Source organism: Kitasatospora sp. NPDC088742 (assembly GCF_055584905.1).
Genome location: NZ_JBVJLD010000008.1, coordinates 120,569 through 141,619, shown reverse-complemented (window position 1 = coordinate 141,619; position 21,051 = coordinate 120,569). Strand labels below are relative to the sequence as shown.

The 21,051-nt window shown below is 69.1% G+C and carries 13 protein-coding genes and 1 tRNA gene; 4 read left to right on the top strand and 10 right to left on the bottom strand.

The annotated features are described in order from the left end of the window. Window positions 1-68: 68 nt before the first annotated feature. The 3 genes from ACZ6ZR_RS10020 to ACZ6ZR_RS10010 are packed head-to-tail and all read right to left on the bottom strand — an operon-like array spanning window position 69 to window position 6,996. Window positions 69-1,025 (bottom strand): ABC transporter ATP-binding protein, encoded by a 957-nt coding sequence (locus ACZ6ZR_RS10020; RefSeq protein WP_465641255.1) that lies wholly within the window; start codon window positions 1,023-1,025, stop codon window positions 69-71. Next, complete coding sequence (locus tag ACZ6ZR_RS10015) at window positions 1,022-3,757, bottom strand: hypothetical protein (RefSeq protein WP_465641253.1); 2,736 nt, start codon at window positions 3,755-3,757, stop codon at window positions 1,022-1,024. Before ACZ6ZR_RS10015 ends, ACZ6ZR_RS10020 begins: the two co-directional genes overlap by 4 nt. After that, window positions 3,754-6,996: an FtsX-like permease family protein gene (locus ACZ6ZR_RS10010; RefSeq protein WP_465641251.1), complete on the bottom strand. Its 3,243-nt coding sequence runs from the start codon at window positions 6,994-6,996 to the stop codon at window positions 3,754-3,756. The genes ACZ6ZR_RS10015 and ACZ6ZR_RS10010 overlap by 4 nt, the downstream gene beginning before the upstream one ends. Window positions 6,997-7,119: 123 nt before the next feature. Between ACZ6ZR_RS10010 and ACZ6ZR_RS10005 the strand changes: the two genes are divergently transcribed. After that, window positions 7,120-7,833, top strand: coding sequence for an ABC transporter ATP-binding protein (locus ACZ6ZR_RS10005; protein WP_465641249.1), 714 nt, complete (start codon window positions 7,120-7,122; stop codon window positions 7,831-7,833). 140 nt (window positions 7,834-7,973) lie between these two features. Next, window positions 7,974-8,816: a trypsin-like serine peptidase gene (locus tag ACZ6ZR_RS10000; protein WP_465641248.1), complete on the top strand. Its 843-nt coding sequence runs from the start codon at window positions 7,974-7,976 to the stop codon at window positions 8,814-8,816. 26 nt (window positions 8,817-8,842) lie between these two features. On the opposite strand, the gene ACZ6ZR_RS09995 is transcribed toward ACZ6ZR_RS10000, so the two are convergent. The 7 genes from ACZ6ZR_RS09995 to ACZ6ZR_RS09965 all read right to left on the bottom strand — a co-directional run bounded on the left by ACZ6ZR_RS09995 (window position 8,843) and on the right by ACZ6ZR_RS09965 (window position 18,635). Beyond that, complete coding sequence (locus tag ACZ6ZR_RS09995; protein WP_465641246.1) at window positions 8,843-9,592, bottom strand: M48 family metallopeptidase; 750 nt, start codon at window positions 9,590-9,592, stop codon at window positions 8,843-8,845. A gap of 7 nt (window positions 9,593-9,599) precedes the next feature. Continuing rightward, complete coding sequence (locus ACZ6ZR_RS09990) at window positions 9,600-12,953, bottom strand: type I restriction endonuclease subunit R (RefSeq protein ID WP_465641244.1); 3,354 nt, start codon at window positions 12,951-12,953, stop codon at window positions 9,600-9,602. 62 nt (window positions 12,954-13,015) lie between these two features. After that, window positions 13,016-14,257 (bottom strand): restriction endonuclease subunit S, encoded by a 1,242-nt coding sequence (locus ACZ6ZR_RS09985; protein ID WP_465641242.1) that lies wholly within the window; start codon window positions 14,255-14,257, stop codon window positions 13,016-13,018. Next, window positions 14,250-16,730 (bottom strand): type I restriction-modification system subunit M, encoded by a 2,481-nt coding sequence (locus ACZ6ZR_RS09980; RefSeq protein ID WP_465641240.1) that lies wholly within the window; start codon window positions 16,728-16,730, stop codon window positions 14,250-14,252. Before ACZ6ZR_RS09980 ends, ACZ6ZR_RS09985 begins: the two co-directional genes overlap by 8 nt. A gap of 71 nt (window positions 16,731-16,801) precedes the next feature. After that, on the bottom strand, window positions 16,802-17,476 hold the full coding sequence (locus ACZ6ZR_RS09975; protein WP_465641238.1) for a restriction endonuclease subunit S: 675 nt from the start codon (window positions 17,474-17,476) through the stop codon (window positions 16,802-16,804). Further along, window positions 17,473-18,126: a hypothetical protein gene (locus ACZ6ZR_RS09970; protein WP_465641237.1), complete on the bottom strand. Its 654-nt coding sequence runs from the start codon at window positions 18,124-18,126 to the stop codon at window positions 17,473-17,475. The genes ACZ6ZR_RS09975 and ACZ6ZR_RS09970 overlap by 4 nt, the downstream gene beginning before the upstream one ends. A gap of 437 nt (window positions 18,127-18,563) precedes the next feature. After that, window positions 18,564-18,635, bottom strand: a tRNA-Arg gene (locus ACZ6ZR_RS09965). A gap of 150 nt (window positions 18,636-18,785) precedes the next feature. Here ACZ6ZR_RS09965 and ACZ6ZR_RS09960 point away from each other — a divergent pair. Together ACZ6ZR_RS09960 and argS are read left to right on the top strand one after the other, a co-directional pair. After that, the gene (locus tag ACZ6ZR_RS09960) at window positions 18,786-19,211 is read left to right on the top strand and encodes a response regulator (RefSeq protein WP_465641235.1); all 426 of its coding nucleotides are present in this window, start codon (window positions 18,786-18,788) and stop codon (window positions 19,209-19,211) included. A 107-nt stretch (window positions 19,212-19,318) separates the two neighbouring features. Continuing rightward, the gene (argS, locus tag ACZ6ZR_RS09955) at window positions 19,319-20,980 is read left to right on the top strand and encodes an arginine--tRNA ligase (protein WP_465641234.1); all 1,662 of its coding nucleotides are present in this window, start codon (window positions 19,319-19,321) and stop codon (window positions 20,978-20,980) included. Window positions 20,981-21,051: the final 71 nt, after the last annotated feature.

Here is a 21,051-nt window from a genome sequence, read left to right as displayed (position 1 = left end):
GCGGCGGAGCCGCACATCAGCAGAGCCTCGCGCCCCTGAGGTCGCTGCAGCTGGACCTCGCGCTTCTCCTATACGTGGTCGTCCGGGCGGATCTCTATGTGGTCGGTGGCCAGGTCGGCCGCGACGCGGTGCTGCATGCCGAGGGCCGCCACGAACTTCGCGGGCAGCTGCACCCGGCCGGTGCGGTCGAGCATCACGTACTCGCGCTCGCTGACGCTCTCCTGGCCGTCCTCGTCGGTGACGGTGCGCCGCAGGACCTCGCTGCTGGTGCGGCCGTCGCGGATGGCGACCGTGCGGCGGACCTCGCCGGCCACCATCGGGTCGTGGGTCACCACGACCACGGTGACGCCGAGTTCGCGGTTGACGGTGCGCAGGGCCTCGAAGACGCCGGAGGCCGTCTCGGAGTCGAGTTCGCCGGTCGGCTCGTCCGCGAGCAGGACGGCCGGGTCGTTGGCCATGGCGACGGCGATGGCGACCCGCTGCTGCTGGCCGCCGGAGAGCTGGGCGGGGCGGCGGCCGGCCAACTCGCCGATCTCCAGGGCCTCCAGGAGCTGGGTGACCCGGGCGGACTGCTGGCGGCCGGACTTCCGGGAGCCGCCGCGCAACTGCATCGGCAGGGCCACGTTCTGAGCGGCCGTCAGGAAGGGGAGCAGGTTGCGCGCGGTCTGCTGGAAGACGAAGCCGACCACTTCGCGGCGGTAGCGCAGCAGCTCCTTGCCGCCGAGGGTGAGCAGGTCGCAGCCGGCCACGGTGGCGGAGCCGGCGGTCGGGGTGTCCAGTCCGGCCAGCACGTTGAGCAGGGTGGACTTGCCGCTGCCGGAGGCGCCGACCAGGGCGACCAGGTCGCCGCGGTCGACCGTGAGGTCGAGCCCCTGGAGGGCCTGGACCTCCACCTTGTCGGTGGTGAAGATCCGGACCAGCCGCTCGCAGACGATGGCGGCGTCGGCCTTGGGGACCGCCGGGGCGGCGGCGGCCAGCGCCTTGGCCCGGAGGTCGGCCAGGCTGGGCGGTGGGGTGGTGGTCACTGGTCACCTGCTCTCAGTTCGGTGGTGATCTGGCGTCGGGCGGTGACGGCGGCCTCGGCCAGCACCGCGAGGGTGGCCAGCGCGGCCAGGCCGAGGGCCTGGCCGGCGACCGGCCCGGTGAGCAGCCGCAGGCCGGGCTCGACGGTGGCGCCGACCAGCGGGCTGAGGTCCACGGCCGGACCGAGCAGCAGCACGGCGACCACCGCGACCCCGGCCCCGCCGGCCGCGGCCAGCAGGACCGGGGGCAGTGATTCGGCGAGCACCAGGGCCAGGCCCTGACGGGGCATCAGGCCCATGGTGCGCAGTCGGGCGAGCAGGGCTGCCCGTTCGGGCACGGCCCGGACCAGGGTGAGCAGCACGGCCAGCACCGCGTAGAGCGCGGTGGTGCCGACGGCGGCCCAGAAGGTGCGTTCGGCGGCGGCCTGGAGCGGGTTCTCGCCGAGGTCGCGCGCCGTCGCGGCGCTCGTGTGCAGGCTGAAGCCCGGCTTCTGCGCGTCGGGCAGCGCGGAGTCGTCGACCCGGGGGAAGCTCTTCTCGGCGAGCGCGCGCAGGGCGGCCTCGTCGACCGGGCCGGTGGCCAGCCAGCCGTTGGCCGGGCCGGTGCCCGCCACGTCGGCGATCTGCACGGTCGGGATGGAGCTGCCGAGCACCGCGGGGCTCATGCCCACGGTGCCGACGGTGTGGATCCGCAGCGGGCCGGTGGGCAGGTAGATCGTGTAGTCGCCCTGCGGGATGACGGGGCTGACCAGTGCGGGCACCAGGCCGTCCACGGCGGGGCCGAGCAGCGCGGGGTCGAAGGTGCCGCGCCCGGCGACCTTGGCCACCTCGGCGTACGGGGCCGGGGCGGCGGCGACCAGGGAGATCCGGCCCGAGCCGCCGTTCTCCGAAGCCATGGTCAGGTCGTCGTCGGTGCGCACCGGGACGGCGGTGTGCACGCCGGGCAGCTTGGCGGCCGCCTCGGCGAAGCCGTCCGGGAGAGTGCCGGGCAGCAGAGCCCGGACGGTGGCGTCGCCGCCGACCTGGTAGCGGGCGGAGGCGGCGCGTTCGGTGGTCACCCCGGCCAGCGCGGTGGAGCCGAAGGCGGCGCAGCCGACCGCGAGCAGCAGGGCGAGCAGCGGCAGCACCGAGGGCCGTCCGCCGGGCCCGCTGCGAGCGGCCCGGGCCAGCCCGAGGAAGCCCACCGCGCCGGGGCGCCGGGCCGACCAGCGGGCGGGCAGGCCGATCAGCAGCGGCTGGAGGCGGGCCAACAGCACCGCGCCGGTCAGCGCGAGCAGCAGCGGGGCGGCCACCAGCAGCGGGTCGATGCCCTCGCCGGGCGGGGTGACGCCGCGTCGGCGGGCCTGCGTCACGGCGGCCACCGTGGCGGCGAGGACCAGGAGTTCGGCCATCACCCGGCGGCGGCTGCTCTGCTTCGGCGCCCGCAGGGCGAGCAGCGCCCGGACCGGGAAGGCCAGCCACGCGAGCAGCGAGACCGCCACCGCCGCGACCAGTGCGGTGGTGTGACGGTACGTCGGGAAGAGCAGCAGGGCGGCGGCGGTGCCGAGTCCGGCGGCGGGGAGCACGGTGACGGCGCCCTCGGCGAGCAGCCGCCGGGCCAGCCCGCCGGTGCTCGCGCCGCGTGCCCGGAGCAGCCGCAGCTCGCCGATCCGCCGGTCGGCGGCCAGTGCGGCGGCCAGGCAGAGCACCACCGCAGCCACCCCGGCGGCCCCGGCGGGGCCGACCGAGGTCAGCGTGGTGGCGGCGGTCTGCCGGGCCCGGGCCTCGTCGATCAGGGCGCGCAGCTGGGACTGCACCCGCAGATCGGCACGCCGGCTCTCGGCGACCAGGGAGGCCGCGACCGGCCCGGAGGTGATGGTGGCCAGCGCGTTGGAGATCTCGGTGAGCCGGTCGGCCCGCAGCGCCCCGGTGCTGACCGGCAGGCGCCAGAAGTCCATGCTGCCGGTGCCCCAGGCGCCGACCGCCTCGACGTAGTCGGGGCTGACCAGCGCGGCGGCCTGCCAGTACCGCTCCGGCGGCGGCAGCTGGGTGAAGCTCTGACAGGCCGTCAGCGCGCAGCCGTGGCCGATCCAGAACGGGTCCTGCTGATCGGTGGTGAAGAGGGCGGCCACCTTGACCTGCCGGGGCGCCTGGGTGTCGTTCGGGCCGGTGGCCTCGTCCAGCACCTGGCCGAGTCGGATGCCGAGGGTATTGGCGATCGACTCGGAGAACACCACCGGCCAGGGCTCGCCCGACTGCGGGCGGCCGGTCGGCCACTGACCCTGCGTCAGCCGGATGTGGCCCCGGGCGTCGTGCATGTACAGCAGCGTGAGCTGCGGCGGGATCCCGTCCGGGGCGGCCAGCCCTGGAGTGCCCAGGGTCTGCCAGTGCAGGCCGCCGGTGCCGTACACCGGGCCGCCCGGTTCGAGCGGCAGCTTGGCGCCGATCTGCTGGGTGAGCAGTTTGGCGATGGTGTCGAGGCCGTCGACCTGGTTGCCGCGCCGGCCGGTCGCGCCGGCCTCCAGGCTGGTGGCGCCGGCCCCGGCGTCTGCCAGGTAGCCGCGCAGCGCCCGGTCGGCGCCTCGGTCCGCGGTCAGCGGGAGGGCGGCGGCCAGGAAGGCGGTGACCAGTGCGAGCAGGGCGGTCAGCAGGGCGGCCGCGGGCATGGCCCGCAGGCGGGTACGGACCCAGGGCACGTCGGCCCGGGCCGGCTGCCGCCCGGACTCCTCCGGCGTGATGGTCGGCTGATCGGTCATGACTCCTCCGGGCGGCGCAGACCGGCGGCCGGGCCGCCTCGACGGGCGCCGCCGAGCGCGGCCGTGAGCAGCGGGAGACCGGCGGTGGCGGCGGTCAGCGCCAGGGTGGGCCAGAGCGGCAGGCCGACCAGCACCTCGGGCAGCGGCTGCCGGGCGGCCGGGGTGAGCACCAGCAGCGGCACCACCAGCTGGACCAGGGCGGCGCCGAGCAGCAGCCCGACACCGGTGCCGAGCAGCACCAGGACGGCCTGTTCGGCGGCCACCGCCCGGGTCAGCAGCCGCCGGGGCGTGCCGAGCGCGAGCAGGACGGCGGACTCGCCGGCCCGTTCGGTGGCCGAGGCGGCGGCGGAGGCCGCGAAGCCGATCGCCGCCAGCAGTGCGGCGACCACCGTCAGGGCGGCCAGCGCGCCCTGCGGGGCGGCGCTCAGCGGGTCGCGGAGCAGGGCGTCGGCGCGCTCGCCGGCCAGCTCCACCTGCTGGACCCCAGGTCCGCCGCGCAGTGCGGCGGCGGCCTCGGCCGGGACCGGGTCGCCGGGACCGGTGGCGGGCAGCCACCACTCCATCAGGGTGCCCGACTCCAACCCGCGGGCGGCCAGTCGGCCGTGCACGGCGGGCAGGTCGACGGCGATCGCGGTGGCCCCGCCGACCGGCAGCGCCGCCACGTCGCGGGTGATCCGCACCGGCAGCTTCACCCCGCCGACCAGGACCTCGATCGTGTCACCGGTCTTCGCACCGACCGAGGCCAGGTAGTCCCGGGTGGCCACGGCGGGCAGTGGCCCGTCGTCCGGGCGGCCGTCGGTCCGGGCCCCCGGCGGGGTCAGGACCACCGAGACCACGCCCGAGGAGGAGCTGCCCGACACCTGGTAGGCCATCCGCAGCCCGCCTTCGGGGGCCGGCAGCAGCTTGAGGCCGTCCGCCGACCCGGAGTCGCCCGGCCGGCTCTCCAGCTGCCGCAGCGGCCAGTCGGACCCGGGCAGGGCCACCGGTGTGGCCGGGCCGTCGGCGGTTCCGGCCACCGCCAGCCGGCGGATCGTCAGTTCGCCGTCCGGTTGGGCGTAGCTCTTGGGGTAGCTGACCATCAAGGCAGCCAGGGTGAGCGGGGTGGCGACGGAGCCGACCGGCGGTCCGGCCAACGCGGCCAGGTCCACCTGGAGGGTCCGCTCGCCGCCGGTGCCCGGCGTGGGCGCCGCCACCCGGTGCACCAGGCCGTAGCGGTCACGGAGCATCAGCCAGAGCGCGGGGCCCTGGGGCACCTCGGTGCCGAACACGGACGTCGGTGCCGGGCCCAGCTTCACGTCCACGGTCAGGTCGATCCGCGCCGGGCTGCCGGGCAGCGGCACGCCGCCGGGCTTGCCCGCCAGCGGGCTCAGCACCTCGCGGGGCGAGCTGCCGTCGAACAGGTCCGGACGGACGGACAGTGCCTCGGCCGCCTTGGCGGTGTCCAGCAGCAGCAGCTTCCCGGCCTTGCCGCCCGGCAGGCTCTGGTCCACCTGCGAGGCCGGGATCAGCCGCTCGCCGCCGGGCAGTGAGCCGTACCGTCCGGACTGGCCGAGCACGGTGATCGCCGAGCCCGAGATCCGCAGGCCGCCGCCGGTGGCGAAGTCGGCCTGGTCGCGCTGGGAGCCGCTCCAGGCGGTGTGCTGACCGAGCGCCAGCACCCCGGTGGCCACCGCCAGCACCAGCAGCAGGACCGGCCCGTTGGCCCGCCCCGGGCGCCGGGCCAGCTGCCAGCCGGCCAGCGCCGCGCCGAGTCCCGCGCCGCGGGCCGCCGTCCTGGCTCCCCAGCGGGCCGCGAACGGCAGTAGCCGCAGCACCAGCAGGGTGCCCGCGCAGAGCGCCAGGGTCGGCGCCGCGACCAGCACCGGGTCGACCCCGAGCTCGCCGTCCGCGGCGGTGGACAACCCGCCGGTGCGGCCCGCCAGTTGACGGTAGGCCAGCACCGCGAGCACCAGCAGCGCGAGGTCCGCACCGGAGCGCGCGGCCGTGCTCACCACCGCCTGGCGGCGGGACCGGGTCCGCTGCGCGCCGCCCCTCGGCAGCGAGGTCAGCACCACGCCGACCAGTGCGCAGACCAGGGCCACCGGCCAGCGCTGCCACCAGCTGGTGGTGTCCAGCGGCAGCCCCGCCAGCGCCTCCTGACGGCCCAGCAGCCGCAGCACCGGACCGGCCAGCAGCGGTGCCAGCAGCGCGGCGGGCAGCGCCAGCAGCACCGACTCCACCGCCGTGTACCCGGCCAGCTGGGCCCGGCTGCCGCCGCGCGCGGTCAGCAGCGCGTTCTCGCCGGCGCGGCGCTCGGTCACCAGGTGCACCACCAGCAACAGTGCCGCCACCGCCAGCACCACCAGCTGCAGCGCCCCGATCAGCAGCGTCGACCGCGCCACCAGCGCGGCCGAGCGCAGCTCGCCGACCAGGTCGCCCAGGCTGATCTCGGCCTGCAGCCCGCTGCCCTGCTGGAAGTCCTCCCGCAGCTGCGGGAGCCGGTGCTGGAGCGCCGTCATCCGCTCGGCGGTGACGGTGGAGAAGTCGGTCGTCAGCAGCCAGTTGCGGCCGCCCTGGGTCACCCGGCCGCCGGTGAACGCGGAGTCGTCCACCAGCATCGGCCCGTACGTGGTGAAGCCCTTGACCTGCACCTCGCGGCCGCCCAGCGGGTCCAGCCGCCAGTAGTCCGCGGAGCGGTCGACGGCCCGGTACACACCGGTGACCAGCACGTCGAGCGGCAGGTTGGTGTACCGGTCGACGATGGTCAGCTTCGCGGGGAGCGCGGCGGCGGTCAGGCCGAGCCTGGGGAGCGCGCTCTGCGGCGCGGCCACCTCGACCGGGGCGTCCGCCTGCGGCGGCTTCGGCAGCCGGCCGCCCAGCAGCTCGACCCGGTCGGGGGAGAAGGCCGCCAGGACCGTCAGGTCCGGCTGCGCGTCGGCGGGTTGGGCCTGCTTGGCGGGCAGGCCGTACGCCTTGCTGCGGGCGACGCTGCGCACGGTGGCCGGCAACCCGTCGAACACCTCGCGGCCGAACCCGGCCACCGCGGCGTCGTCCTTCTCGCGCGGACTCTGCCGGTCGGTCCCGACCAGCACGGCGGCCCGGGGCGCCCCGGTCAGCGCACGGCGCAGGCCGGCCTCGCCGACGGTTCGGTCGAAGGCCGCGAGTGCGGTCAGCACCGTGGTCGTGGTGAGCACCGTGAGCAGCACGGCAGCAGCGAGCGGCAGCCTTCCACGCAGGCGCCGCAGAACGAACGAGAACATTCCCCGTAAACCCCCGTTCCGGATAGCGGACGACTCTGTCAGAGATCGTTCGTTACGGGAAGGGTCTTGCGCGAATCGAGATGTTGATGGGCAGAATTCTTCTCTCGTCACACTCTCTGGGGGATGACCGAAATGACGGAGAACCAGCTCGGGCCCATGGTCCAGGTCTCTGACCTGCGACGGAGCTTCGGCAGTGGGCCCAATGAGGTCCATGCCCTGCGAGGCGTTTCCTTTATGGCCGAACGGGGGGAGCTCACTGCCCTAAAGGGCAGGTCCGGTTCCGGCAAGACCACCCTGCTCAACCTCGTCGGCGGCCTCGACAGCGCCACCGGCGGAAGCATCGTCATCGACGGCACCGATCTCTCCGCACTCGACGAGAACGGCCGGCTGGCCCTGCGGCGCGACCGCATAGGCTTCGTCTTCCAGTCCTTCGGCCTGCTGCCGGTGCTCACCGCCGCCGAGAACGTCGGCGTCCCGATGCGGCTGCGGCGCCTGCCCGCCGACGAACGCGAGGAGCGCGTCCACACCCTCCTCGCCCTGGTCGGCCTCGCCGCCCACGCCGACCAGCTCCCCTCCGAACTCTCCGGCGGCCAGCAGCAACGCGTCGCCATCGCCCGCGCCCTCGCCAACGACCCCGCCCTGATCATCGCCGACGAACCCACCGGCCAACTCGACTCCGAGACCGGCCTCGCCGTCATGGACCTCCTCCGCGCCGTGGTCCACTCCCAGGGCGTCACGGCCCTGGTCGCCACCCACGACCCCACCCTGATGTCCCAGGCCGACCGCATCCTCGAACTCCACGACGGCCGCATCGTCGAACCCGCGGCGGTGAACTGACGCCGGCGCCCGACCTCAGATAGTCGCTCCCAGGTTCCGTCCGGGGGATTCCCAGGCTGTTCAAGGCGGTGGATCATCCGATCCTCAGAACCGCAGCCCAAGGTGGGAACCCCCGGACCCCTCTCGGCAGGAGCGCAGCCTTGAACCTCTGGCACCGGCTCGGCCTGGCCGCCGCGTTCAGCCTCCTGTTCGCCGTCACCCCGGCGGCCGCCCGCAACGCGATCCCCCCGGAGACCGCCCCCACCCCGCCCGCCGTCGCCACCCCCGAGGCGGCCCCCGTCCCGGTGCCTTCCCCCTCTCCTCTGCCCTCGCCCTCACCGTCGGCCGCTCCCGTCGTCGCCGCCGTCGTCTACGGCACCACCGACACCGCGCCGCCCGGCCCCGAGGCCGACCGCGTCGGCGTGCTCAGCTCCGGCGGCCACCACTTCTGCACCGCCAGCGTCATCGACAGCCCCAGCGGCACCCTCGCCGTCACCGCCGCCCACTGCCTCGACACCGCCGAGGGCGTCACCTTCACCCCCGCCTACCGCAACGGCGAAGCCCCGTACGGCACTTGGCGCGTCACCGCCGTCCACACCACCGAGGCCTGGCAGGACTCCGAAGACCCCGACGAGGACGTCGCCCTGCTCGAACTCGCCCCCGACCCCACTACCGGTCACACCGTTCAGTCCGTCCTCGGCGGCACCCCGCTCGACTTCGCGGCCCCCCTCACCACCACCGCCCGCCTCTACGGCTACCCCGCCCGCACCGACACCCCGCTGCTCTGCACCAACACCACCACCGCCCAGTCCCGCACCCAACGCCGCATCGACTGCCCCGCCTACCCCGGCGGCACCAGCGGCGGCCCCTTCATCGACACCACCACCGGCCACCTCATCGGCGTCATCGGCGGCTACCAACAGGGCGGCGACACCGAGGACACCTCCTACAGCCCGGCCCTGGGAGCCTCGTTCCAGGTCCTGTACGCGGAGCTGACGACGTAGCAACTGGTAACGGAACCCCCCCCCAGCTACCGATGGTTCCTGTGGGGCGGCTGAACTTCAGGGCCTTCAGGCAGCCAAACGCCAGCACCCCACGCCTCCAGCCTGTCCCGCCGGACTTCGTAGTCGGGAAGGCTCCGGGAGACGATCCGCCAGAAGCCGGGTGAGTGGCTGGGATCATGCAGGTGCGCCAGCTCATGCACCAGGACGTAGTCCACGAGCGCAACCGGGAGCTGCATGACAGCCCAGTGAATGTTGAGTGCGCCTCGGCTGGAACAGGAACCCCAGCGGTAGCCGAGCGGGCGGATGACTAGGTTAACGGGTGTGATCCCTAGACTCTTCGCCCATGGACTGATGCGCAGGGGAAGCCAGTGCTTTCCTCGCTCCATGTACCAGGCAGTGAGCGAGTCCTCAGCCGTTTCCACGCAGTCCCGTCGCAGCTGAAGCCGGCCCGTGGCCAACGCGACGGGCCGCGACGCTTCGTTGATGACCTTGAGGCGATAGCTGCGCCCAAGGTAGTAGAACCCCTCACCGTCCACGAACCTGCGCCTCGGTCGCTGTGCTGCTTCTTCCTCTCGGCCTCGGACCTTGGAGTAGAGCCAGGGCAGACGGGTGCGGAGAAGGCTTTCGAGGGCGCCACGATCCGTGTCGTACGGGACGGCTGCGACGATGCGTGCATCGCGTTCGACCGTGACTCGGACGCTCTTGCGTCCGGGGACGCGGTGAATTTCGATGACCAGACCACCGACGTGCAGTGGTTCGGCCGGAGTACCGGGCATGGGTGAGCTACAGGTCCTTCTTGTTGTGCTGAACGATCTCCCGTACGGCGGGCGCGAGCCTGTCGACTTCGGGGAGGGTACGGTCGTTGACCGCAAGTAGCATCCAGATGTCACTCTGCAGGTCGTGCAACGCGGCAGGGTTGTGGAAGAGGTCCTTGCGCACGCTGTGCCGCACCGCGACCGCGCGTGTTTCCTGTGCCAGACCGATCAGATCAGCACGCACGTCATTGGTGATGATCCCATCGGTGATGACGGTGGTCAGCTGCTGGTAGACGGCTTGTTCCAGCTTGCTGAGGTTGCGTACGTCATCGGGCAGCCCCGCTGCCCGTCCCTGGGTAACGTCCTGGGTTTCTTGGGACAGCGCCTCGATGGCAACGACTTGCTGGGCCCAGTTCTCCGCGTACTGCTTGAGGATGCCTTCCAAGCGTTCCCGGAGCTTCTCATAGGCGACGGGGTTTTCCTGGAAGTGGAGCTCGATGTGATTGCGCAGGGCGTGCGCCATCATCGATGCCTTGGCGCGGGAGCCCGGCAGTTGCTCGACCTTGGTGCGGAAGTTAGCGGAGGTGAGTCGGGTGGGCTCTATCGCTCGTTCCAGGCCGAGGGACTTGACGTGCTCGTCGATCAGTTCGGCGACGCGCTCACCGTAGGCGGCCGGGTCGAAGCCATCCTCCTCCTCGCAGAACCGCACCTTCGCCGCTTGGGCAATGAAGCTGAACACCTTGGCCGGCTTCTGGTACGGGCGGGTGGACTCCCGTGGCAGGAGCAGGTCGAGCGTCTGGAGGAAGTCACGGAGCAGCTTGCGGTAAGCGATCCGCCGCTCCTCGTCCTCCAGGGTGTCCACCAACCGATGGACGGCGGCAGTGTCCGCCGCGTCGATGAGATCCCGGGTGAGGCCGAGGTGGTGGCGTAGCGCGTTGTAGTGGTCCTCCAGCTTGTTCTCCTCGACGTTGAAGTCGAGGGGCGCTCCCTCGGCCTCGTCAGCGGCATAGGCATCCAGCGCTTCGAGGAGAGCGCTGGCCACGCCTGCATAGTCGACGACGTAGCCGGCCTGCTTCTTGTCCCCGTAAGTGCGGTTCACGCGGGCGACGGCCTGCAAGAGTTCTGCCTCGCGCATCCGTCGGTCCAGGTACATGACCTGTTCGATCGGTGCGTCAAAGCCAGTGAGCAGCATGGTCCGCACGATGATCATGGCCACCGGCTTGGACTCCGGGGTGAGATCGGATGTGCTGGGGAAGGGGCTTCGGAACGCCTTGATGGCCTTGTCCTGTGCGCTCCCGTCGGACCATGACGCCCAGGAGGGATCGTCCTCGGAGTCGGGCGAGATCACCGGTACCAAGTCGATGACCTTGAGCAGCGCCAACTGCTTGTGAGCGGCGACGAGTAGGCGCTGGCGGGGGGTGCGATCCTCCGCAGGGGTGTCCTGAGCCTTGAAGAGTGTGCGGGCTGGCGATTTGGCGGCCTTCTCCACCTCGGCGATCAGTTCGTCCCGTGCATCAAGGAGAGCTTCCCGGTAGCGGACGGCAATGCCGCGGGAGTGGGCGACGACCTGAGCTTTGAAGCCCTCCTTCATCGCGCCTTCGACGTAGTGGCGCAGCATGTGGCGGGCCTTGCGGCGGATCATGTCGTGGGCGGTGAGGACGGCAGACGCCTTGGCGTAACGCTTCTGGAGCGCGTCGTACTGCTCGTCGGTGAGCTCTTCGAACTCTTCCTGCAAGGTTTCGTCCAGGCACTCGCCGTCAACGACAGCACCCTTGGCGACGTGTCCCTCGTAGTAGATGGGGACAATGGCGCCGTCGTCCTCGGCGTCCTTGAGTCGATAGGTGTCGATGAAATCGCCGAAGGTCGTGGTGGTCAGCTTGCGGCGGTTCATGATGATCGGTGTTCCGGTGAAGCCGATCCGCGCCGCGTTGGGCAGGGACTCCATGAGGTTCCGGTGGAGAGCGGAACTGTGCGATCGGTGTGCCTCGTCGATCAGGATGAGGACGCCGTTACGGTCGTTGACCAGCCCCCACCCGGGGGTGCCTTCATGGGCGAGTGCATCCGCAGCTTGCTGCCGAACCTTCTCCGCGTCCTGCTGCTTCTGGATCATTACGAAGACCAGGCCGGCGTTCTCGAGCCCGAGGACCTTCGGCACCTGGGAAGACCGGGTGATGACGTCTGGCTTCTCGCCGGAGAGGACAGCTGTCTCCGAGAGCTGGCCCTGCAATTGCTTGCGGTCGGTGACCACGACGATCTTGAAGTGACCCAGGCCCGGTGTGGACCGCATCTTGCGTACCAGGAACACCATGGTCAGAGACTTACCGGAGCCCTGGGTGTGCCAGATAATGCCGCCGCGCTTGTCCTCCTTGCCGTGGACTTGCTTCGTCTCACCCTTCTGAAGCCGCGCGATCGCCTTGTGGACGGCCCGATATTGTTGGTAGCGCGGTGCGATCTTCACACGGGCCGTGCGGCCCTCGGCAACCTCGACGTCCTTGAAGACGACGAAGTTCCGCACGATGTCGAGTAGCCGATGCGGATGCAGCACGCCGGCCACCAACACCTTCTGGGTGCGGGTGAAGGCGTCATCCGGGTGGTACGTAGTTCCTGCTACCTGCTCGGTATCCAGGGGCCAGGCATCCCGCCAGACCACGTAGTCCTTGGGGCGAGCGGTGAAGGTGCCGAGCAAGGCGCTATCTCCGGTTGTGGCCACGGTCAACTGCACCGTGCGGAAAAGCTGTTCGCTCCCTTCTGGGGTGGTCGATTCCCGCCTTTGGTTGGCGTATCGGCGCAACTGCTGGATCGCCTTGTGGGCATCACCGAGATCGGACTTGAGCTTCTTGCACTCGATGACGACCAGCGGGATCCCGTTCACGAACAGGACCACGTCGGCGATCAGCTTCTTAGGGTTGCCCTTGTCGTCCCGAGCACCCGGGATCGTCATCGGGAACTGGGAGACGACTAGGAAGTCGTTGTTCCCGGGCGTCTCCCAGTCGATGAACCGCACCTTCTGTGCGCGCCCGCCGTCCCAGCCCTTGATGCCGGGGACGGCAACGCCTTCGATCAGGGCCTCGGTCGCTGCCGCGTTGGCGGCGACCAGCCCTCCACCGGGCGCGCCGCCCGTACTCAGGGCAGCCATCGCGGCAGCAGCGCGGGCCTCATCTACCCACGCCGATCCGTCCGGCATCCGGTTGAGGCGCTCCACTTGGCGTCGCAAGATCCCAGTAAGTAGTGGGTCGTCGGTCCCCTGCCGGAGATACGGGACCTCGCCGGGCGCTTGGATTTCCGCACCCTGAATCCCGACTGCATGCCGCCAGCCCATGGAGCCATGAGTCAGCTGTGCAATTAGTGGAGCTTCTACATACTTGTACTCTGGCCCGGACATGGAAAGCGCAGTCTCCTTCAATGGGCGGTGCATGGAGATTTGGCAGGAAGACGGGCTTGGGCCTATGTGATAACAGAGGTTCGGATTTTTCCTTGGAGCAAGCCTTCCATGATGGCTTGCTTGATAGACTTGAGCTTCTCCGCTTCCTTTGCTAGTTCATCGCGCCTATTTAGCATCGCTGACACTGGCGCGAGGATTTCTGCTTGTCGTTGTGGTTCCACCCAGGGCACCACAAGGCTCCGGATGGACGCTTGGCTGATGTTCTTCATGCTGCTACTCGTGCCGGTCGCCGACACCTCGATCTGCCTGCGCGCCGCTGGCTGCCGAAGCAGGACGTCAAGAAATCGCGGATCGCCAACTTGTGACGAAAGGTTGAGGCGGAGTGTTTTGTCGCTCAGCATTAGCCCGGTGCGCACCTTGCCCACAACGCATGACAAGCCAACCAGTGCGGGTGTGTTTGCGCGGGTCATCACCAGATCGCCCTGCCGAACCATGATCGATGGGTCGATCAATTCGGGGGAATCAACGCGTTTGTTCTCTCGTTCACGAAACCCATCGCGCCCCACCGCGCTGACCTTTAGGACCCCCCACTGCCCCTTGCTGGCTGGCTTGTCTTCAAGGTCGGGGCTATTGCCAGCGTCGATCGACGTGAGTAGGCTGCCAACCGTAACGAACATGAAGCCGTCGACTTCTTCGCCTACGCGGTCGGTAACATTGGATACTTCTGTTTGCTCGACTGGGTGAAGGGCTGTACGCAACTGGGCGTCCAGGATGGCTGTGCTTGCCGTGGCGATCTTCATCGTCTCGGCCAGTACTCGGTGAATATGTTCATCGATCCCGTCGAGGATCTCGGCGATTCGCTGCTGTTCGGCCAGTGGCGGAACATCAATCTCAATCTTCCCGAATTCGCTGTATTTCAGATTCCAAGTGTCACTGACGAGCCCCTGAGAGCGGTTCAAGAATTTTGCTACAAGCCTCGGTTCCTTCAGGAGCCACCGGAAAAAACCATTTTCGGTCCCGCTGGCCGGTCTGCATACCGTGTATGCAGGGCTGACAATTCCACCCTCACTTGCGAGCCCGGATACTCCCTGCCACATGCGCATAGTGTTGTAAACAACATCGCCTGGGTGGACATCCCAGTACAGGGATTTGTCTGTGCTCGATGAGTCCCGGCGTCCACTCTCGCTCTGTCGGATTACACCTCGGTCGGCAGTTACAGAAAGTAGGGTTTTCGCTGAGTGCGAGCGCTCAGTGCGCAGCTTAAGGACATCTCCCAGGGGGACGCGCTTCCAGTCTTCACGCATAGCCCAGTTCCTCCAGGTACCCCCGCAGTCGCTTGGCCGAAGCCTCGCGCTCCTGCTCCAGGTCGGTCAGCGTCACCGCGTACTTCTCGCCCCAGTTGCGGAAGAAGTCCACCAGTACACGACGATCAGCGGCGACGAAGCGTGTCATGCGCGCATACAGGTCTGCGTTCAGGAAGCCGAGGACGACCTCCCTGGCCTGCTCCGGGGCCAGCTTCTCGGCTGCGCTCTCGAGTTCCGTCACGAACGAAGCCTTGATGCCCGCAAGGTCGAGCTTCGCTTCCCGGAGCTTCTTCTTCAACGCGGTCAGCTGCTTGGGCGGCAGGACGTGCGACAGGTCCAGCTCCTCCTCGTCGCTGTCGTTCTCGCCGTCCTCGTCAACGGCCTTAGTGGTCTTCTTCGGCGGGGAGCCGGCCTTGACTTCCGCGTCCAACTTGGCGACCAGCGCCTCTGCGGTCTCCAGCCGTTCCAGGTATTCCGGGATCAGCTCCGGCACCAGCCGGTGCTCGCGGGCCTTGCGCATCGCCGACCGGTAGTGGGCCTTGGTCTTGGCATCGGCCTTTTCCGACGGCTCCTCGAATGCCGAGGCGATGCTGCGGACCCAGCCGTCGATCAGGCCCTTGAAGTCCTTGACCATCAGCACGTCGAGGTCGTTCCTCGCGTCGAACCACCACGCGGCCACGGCCCCGGCCAGCTGATGCTTGTCCAGCACGCCGACCGGCTCCAATGCCGCGACGAAGGTGGTGAGCATCTCCTCACGCGCCTGAGCCTTCTGCCGGTGCACAGGGAGTGCTGCAAGCCGCTCCTGGTGTTCACCCCACCACGCCTGGAAATCGCGCCCGAGGACGACTTCCCGCTCCTGGGCCAACTCAGGGATCCGGGCCGCAGTTGCCTCGTACCCCTCCGCAAGGAAGTCGACGTAGTCAGGGTCGCCGTCCCTGAGCTTGAAGAGTGCGCCTTCGAGCTCGATGCCGAACGCCTCGAACTGGGCCCTGCGCGACGCGATCTCGCCCCGTGGCACGCCCCCGTACAGGTGGGCGCGCACATCCTGGGGCTCGGGCGGAGGCGTGTTGTCCACGTAGCGGCGGATGTTTAGGTTGTAGTCGTTTCGCTCAAGCTCGTCGAAGGGCACGACTCGAGCGAAACCGGGGATCTCTACCCAGTCCTCGTACGCAGAGACGATCTTCTCTGCGTGCTGAGCCTCCAGCAGGTTCTGGGTGCGTCCAGCAGTGATCTCCCGGTCGGCGTTGATGAAGAGCACGCCATCGCGCCGCCCTTCGGGCGCGCCGTCACGTCCTCGCAGGACAAGGATGCAGGCGGGGATACCGGTGCCGTAGAAGACATTGGGGCCGATGCCAATGACGGCTTCCAAGCGGCCTTCCTCGATCACCCGCTTGCGGATCTTCTGCTCCTCGCCGCCTCGGAAGAGCACGCCGTGCGGCATGACGGAGGCCGCGATGCCGTCAGGCTCCAGCACGGCGAGAACGTGCTGAATGAACATCAGGTCGGCCTTCTTGCCGGACTCGGGGGTCCAGTTCGCCATGCGCTCGGCGAACTTCATGCCCTCCCGACGGTAGTTTTGGGCGAACGGCGGGTTGGTGAGGATCCGGTCGAAGCGCTGGAGCTGCCCGCCCTTGACGTGCTTGGGATCGGCGAGGGTGTCGCCGTGGTGGATGACGCCGTCGGCCACGCCGTGCATTAGCAGGTTCATCCGGGCCATCGCCCAGGCGCTGCCGTTGTCCTCCTGTCCGTAGACCGCCAGGTGGGACTCGTCTCCGCCGTGCTCCTGGACGTACTCCTTGGCGAGGATCAACATGCCGGCCGAGCCGCAGCAGGGGTCGTAGACCGACATCCGTGGCTGAGGCTTGACTAGTTGGTTCATCATGCGGATGACGGAGCGCGGGGTGTAGAACTGCCCGCCCTTCTTGCCGCCCTCGTCGGCGAACTCACCGATCAGGTACTCGTAGGCGTGCCCGAGCAGGTCGGGGAACTCGAAGTCGTCGTTGCTGAGCCGGTACTCGCTGAAGTGGTCGATGAGCTGCTGGATCACCGGCTTGGTCAGCTTGGTGTTGCTACCGCGGGTGTCGGTGAAGCTGATGTAGGAGAGGACACCTTCGAGTGCCTGATGGTTGGTGTTCTCCAACGCATCCAGCGCCACGTTCAGCGTCCCGGCCGGGTCGATCCGCGACTTGCCGACGATCGTGGACCAGCGGGACTCCTGCGGGACGTAGAACTCGTGCGCCTTGTAGGCGCCCCGGGCTTCGGAGATCTGCTTGGCCTGCTCCTCGGTCTTCCCCTCCGCCAGGAGCTTTTTGACCATTGTGGCCTGCGCCACGTCGAACTGGTCGGAGGCACGCTTCAGGAACAGCAGCCCGAAGATGTAGTCCTGGTACTGCGCGGCATCCATCTTGCCGCGCAGGATGTCGGCGGCGGTGTACAAGTGCCGTTCCAACTGCGGCAGAGTGAGCTGTGCCACTCGGGGTCTCCTCTTGCTTCACGTCCCACAGGGCGCGCGCCCTGTGACATATCGGTCCACCCTAGGGTGGCCTATGACATCCGGTTGGTACGGCGAGTTCTTGGGGCTCGGCGTTCGAGGGGCAGCGCCGACGGCCGGGAGGTGGTGCCCCCCGTGAGTTCATCGCCCAGCACGTGCGTGAGCAGACCCTGCTGAACAGAGTTCAGCCGGATCAGGATCTGCTGCTGGATGTCCATCTGTACCCTTACCTCGGTGAGTGCTGTCGCTACGGTCTGCTGGATGTCAAGCGTGGGCAACACCACCGGTAGGTCCCTGAGCGAGCCGGCGTTGAGGACCGGAACCGTGCCTACCTGTGTGTGGGATAGCAGCTGGTCGAGCACCGACGGATGAGCGAGGTAGGCGGCGAGGAACATGGGGTTGACCCGCCCGGTACCCGGCCGGATGCGGATACACGACGAGTGGTACACCCAGTTGTCCGTGTCCGCGTCCAGCAAGGCGACCTTGCCGACATTGCCGAGACGTACCAGTACCAGGTCTCCGGGGCGCAACCGGTACCGCTCCACGCCGGTCGGCTGATCCGGTAGGCGGCGGAGCGTCTCGGTGTTGATTCGCTGGGTGCCAGTGATGTCAGCCGGAGTCACCACCGGCGTGCCCACGGTGCTGACAGTGAGGGTGGAGAACAGATCACTGGACGGGCTGGCTGTGATCTCGCAGAGCTCGCCGAGTGGCACGGACTGCGGCCTCACGCGCTACCTCCCCTACGACGGACGCAGACCTCGGGCTTGTTCACCAGCAACTGCAGCAGCACGGTGTCCGCTGCCTCGACACGACGAGCCGCGGCCTCGGACACGTAGCCGATCGCGGTTAGGATCGACTCTCGGTCCTTCGCCAGATCGCGGCCCCCGATTCGGTCCTGGTGCGCCACCTTGTTGCGCAGTACGCGCAGATGATCCAGGCGGGCGTGCAGCGGGCGACGCGGGCCCCGATAGCCGGGGAATCCGGAGCTGACCGGGCGCCACACCTGCGTATCGTAGTCGTGCCCACTGCCCAGCAGGGAGACCCAGAAACCGAGCGGCACCTCACGCAGGATCGCGGTCGGAGTCGCCGACATCCTGGCACGCTGCAGCTTGTCCTTGGCGGTTTCGATCTGGTTCCGGGTGCTGAACGTCAGCAGCAGGCGAGGCGCATCCCACCAGTCCTCGCGCCCATAGTGGGTCGACAGCCTGTCGGAGATGGCACGCCGCAGCACGTTCTCCAGATTCCGGAGCAGCTCGTACGTCGCCTTCGCGACGGCCGCCTCCCAGTCGGACCAGGCGAGGACCTGCCGACAGTTGGCCGAGCAGATCGTCGCCTGGTTGGCGTACCGCCCGGCGTCGGTCACCTTGATGAACGCCATCTCAGTGTCAGTAGCGCACGGCATCGTGATTCCCCCCACGGTTCGTGTTGCACGATCGAGAGACAGAGCGCTACGATGACCAGGTAAGCCCCGGTGTGTGCCTCTGTTAATAACAAGCGCCCCGGGGCATAGCTGTGCCCTCGGGATGTGTCCGTCTCCCGAATCGTGCACCACGACCCGAACATTCATTCGCAGGAGTACTGTACCACAGTCGTGAGAATAGGGGGGTCCAGGCGTATGTTCATACACAAAGCCTTGCTTGCGAGTGGAGTGTGGCCCGACGATGTTGCAGGCGTAGCCGGATGGCGTCCGGCAGCCGATGCCCCCGAGTGGCTCGCCTGCGGATGTGCGCCGTAGTCGGCATGGCACTAGAAACGACGAAGGCCCGGGCTGACCTATGGTCAACTCGGGCCTTGCGTTGTGCACTTCTTGCGAAGTGCCCCCGGCAGGATTCGAACCTGCGCACCCGCCTCCGGAGGGCGGTGCTCTATCCCCTGAGCTACGGGGGCCTGCTCTGTGTCCCCTTGCGGCGACGGAGAGAACGTTACCAGGTCGGGGGAGTGGTCCGTGCACGGGTTTGGGAGGGGGCCGGCGGAAGGTGAGACGGATGTGGGGAAAAGGGCGGACGGGTGGGTGGATGCGCGGCTACCCTCGGTGAGGTGTCAGGAGCCTCCGGGCGGGTCCTCGTGGTGGACGACAGCGAGGTGATCCGCCAGCTGATCAGAGTCAACCTGGAGCTTGAGGGCTTCGAGGTGGTGACCGCCGCCGATGGTGCGGAGTGCCTGGAGGTGGTCCGCCGGGTGGCGCCCGACGTGGTGACGCTGGACGTGATGATGCCGAGGCTCGACGGACTGAAGACCGCGGCCCGGCTGCGGGCGGCGCCCGCGACCTCCCGGCTGCCGATCGCGATCGTGAGCGCCTGCGCCCCGGCCGAGTTGAGGCAGGGTCAGTCGGTGGGGGTGGACGGGTACCTCGGGAAGCCCTTCGATCCGGCGGACCTGGTGGCGCTGGTGCGCCGGTTGATGGCGATGAAGGTGAGCGACCCGGGCCGGCGGCAGCGGTTCGCGCACGGTTTCGGGGAGTAGTCGCAGGCGGACGACCGTTCGCCGAGAGCGAACGCGACGGCGGCGCGCACGTCTCAACCGGCAAACCAGGTGCGGCCCCCGGCCCCCTCTCGCCTAGGCTGGGGCCCGTGACACCCGCAGATCTCTCCCAGGCAGTCCAGGCCGCAGTGAGCGCCGCCATCGAGGCGGGCGAGCTGACCGTCGCCGTGCCCGAGCACGTGACGATCGAACGGCCCAAGAACAGGGACCACGGCGACTACGCCGCCAACGTGGCCCTCCAGCTCGCGAAGCCGGCCGGCAAGCCGCCGCGAGCCGTCGCGGAGGTACTGGCCGGGCGTCTCCGAGAGATCGCCGGTGTGTCGAAGGTGGACATCGCCGGTCCGGGCTTCCTGAACATCACGCTGGACGACGCCACCCGTGGCGAGCTGGCGCGGACCATCGTCGAGGCCGGCCCGGCGTACGGCCGCAACGACGCGCTCAAGGGCCTGAAGATCAACCTGGAGTTCGTCTCGGCGAACCCGACCGGTCCGATCCACATCGGCGGCGTCCGCTGGGCGGCCGTCGGCGACTCGCTGGCCCGGGTCCTCAAGGCGACCGGCGCCGAGGTGACCACTGAGTACTACCTCAACGACGCGGGCGTGCAGATCGGCAAGTTCGCCGCCTCGCTGCAGGCCGCCGCGAACGGCCGGCCCGCGCCGGAGGACGGCTATGTCGGCGAGTACATCGTCGACATCGCCAAGGTCCTGGTGGAGAACGTCCCCGGTGTGCTCGACCTCCCGGAGGACGAGCAGGTCCAGGTGTTCCGCGCCGAGGGCCTCAAGCTGATGGTCGCCGAGATCAAGCGCTCGATGGACGAGTTCGGCACCCACTTCGACACCTGGTTCTCGGAGAAGAGCCTGCACGACTCGGGTGCGGTGGAGAAGTCCATCGAGCGGCTGCGCGAGCAGGGCCACGTCTTCGACCAGGAGGGTGCGATCTGGCTGCGCACCACCGACTTCGGCGACGACAAGGACCGCGTCCTGATCAAGGCCGACGGCGAGACCACCTACTTCGCCGCCGACGCCGCGTACTACCTGAGCAAGCGGGACCGCGGCAGTGAGGTCTCGGTCTACATGCTCGGCGCCGACCACCACGGCTACGTCAACCGCCTCAAGGCCATCTCGGCCTGCGCGGGCGACGACATGGACACGAACATCGAGGTGATGATCGGTCAGTTCGTGAAGATGGTCCGGGACGGCCAGGAAGTCCGGATGTCCAAGCGGGCCGGCAACATCATCACGATCGACGACGTGGTCGAGTGGATCGGCGTGGACGCCGCCCGCTACTCGCTGGTGCGCTACCCCACCGACTCCACCATCACGCTCGACATCAACGTGCTGACCAGCCAGACCAACGAGAACCCGGTCTTCTACGTCCAGTACGCGCACGCCCGGATGTGCTCGGTGCAGCGGAACGCGGAGCAGAAGGGCATCGCCAAGGCCACGGCCGAGGGCTTCAAGGCCGAGCTGCTCAACACTGAGTGGGAGCGCGCCCTGCTCGGCCAGCTCGGCGAGTTCCCGCGGGTGCTGGCCCAGGCCGGCGAGTTCCGCGAGCCGCACCACGTGGCCCGCTACCTGGAGGACGTGGCCGGTGACTACCACCGGTTCTACGACAACTGCCAGATCCTGCCCAAGGGCGACGAGGAGGTCACCGACCTCACGCACGCCCGCCTCTGGCTCGCCGACGCCACGCGCACGGTCATCGCCAACGGGCTCACGCTCCTGGGCGTCTCGACGCCCGAGCGGATGTAGACGCACCAACCCCCGAGAATCCAGGGGGCGGTGACGGTCCGTCAGGACACGTCACCGCCCCTCCTCGTAAG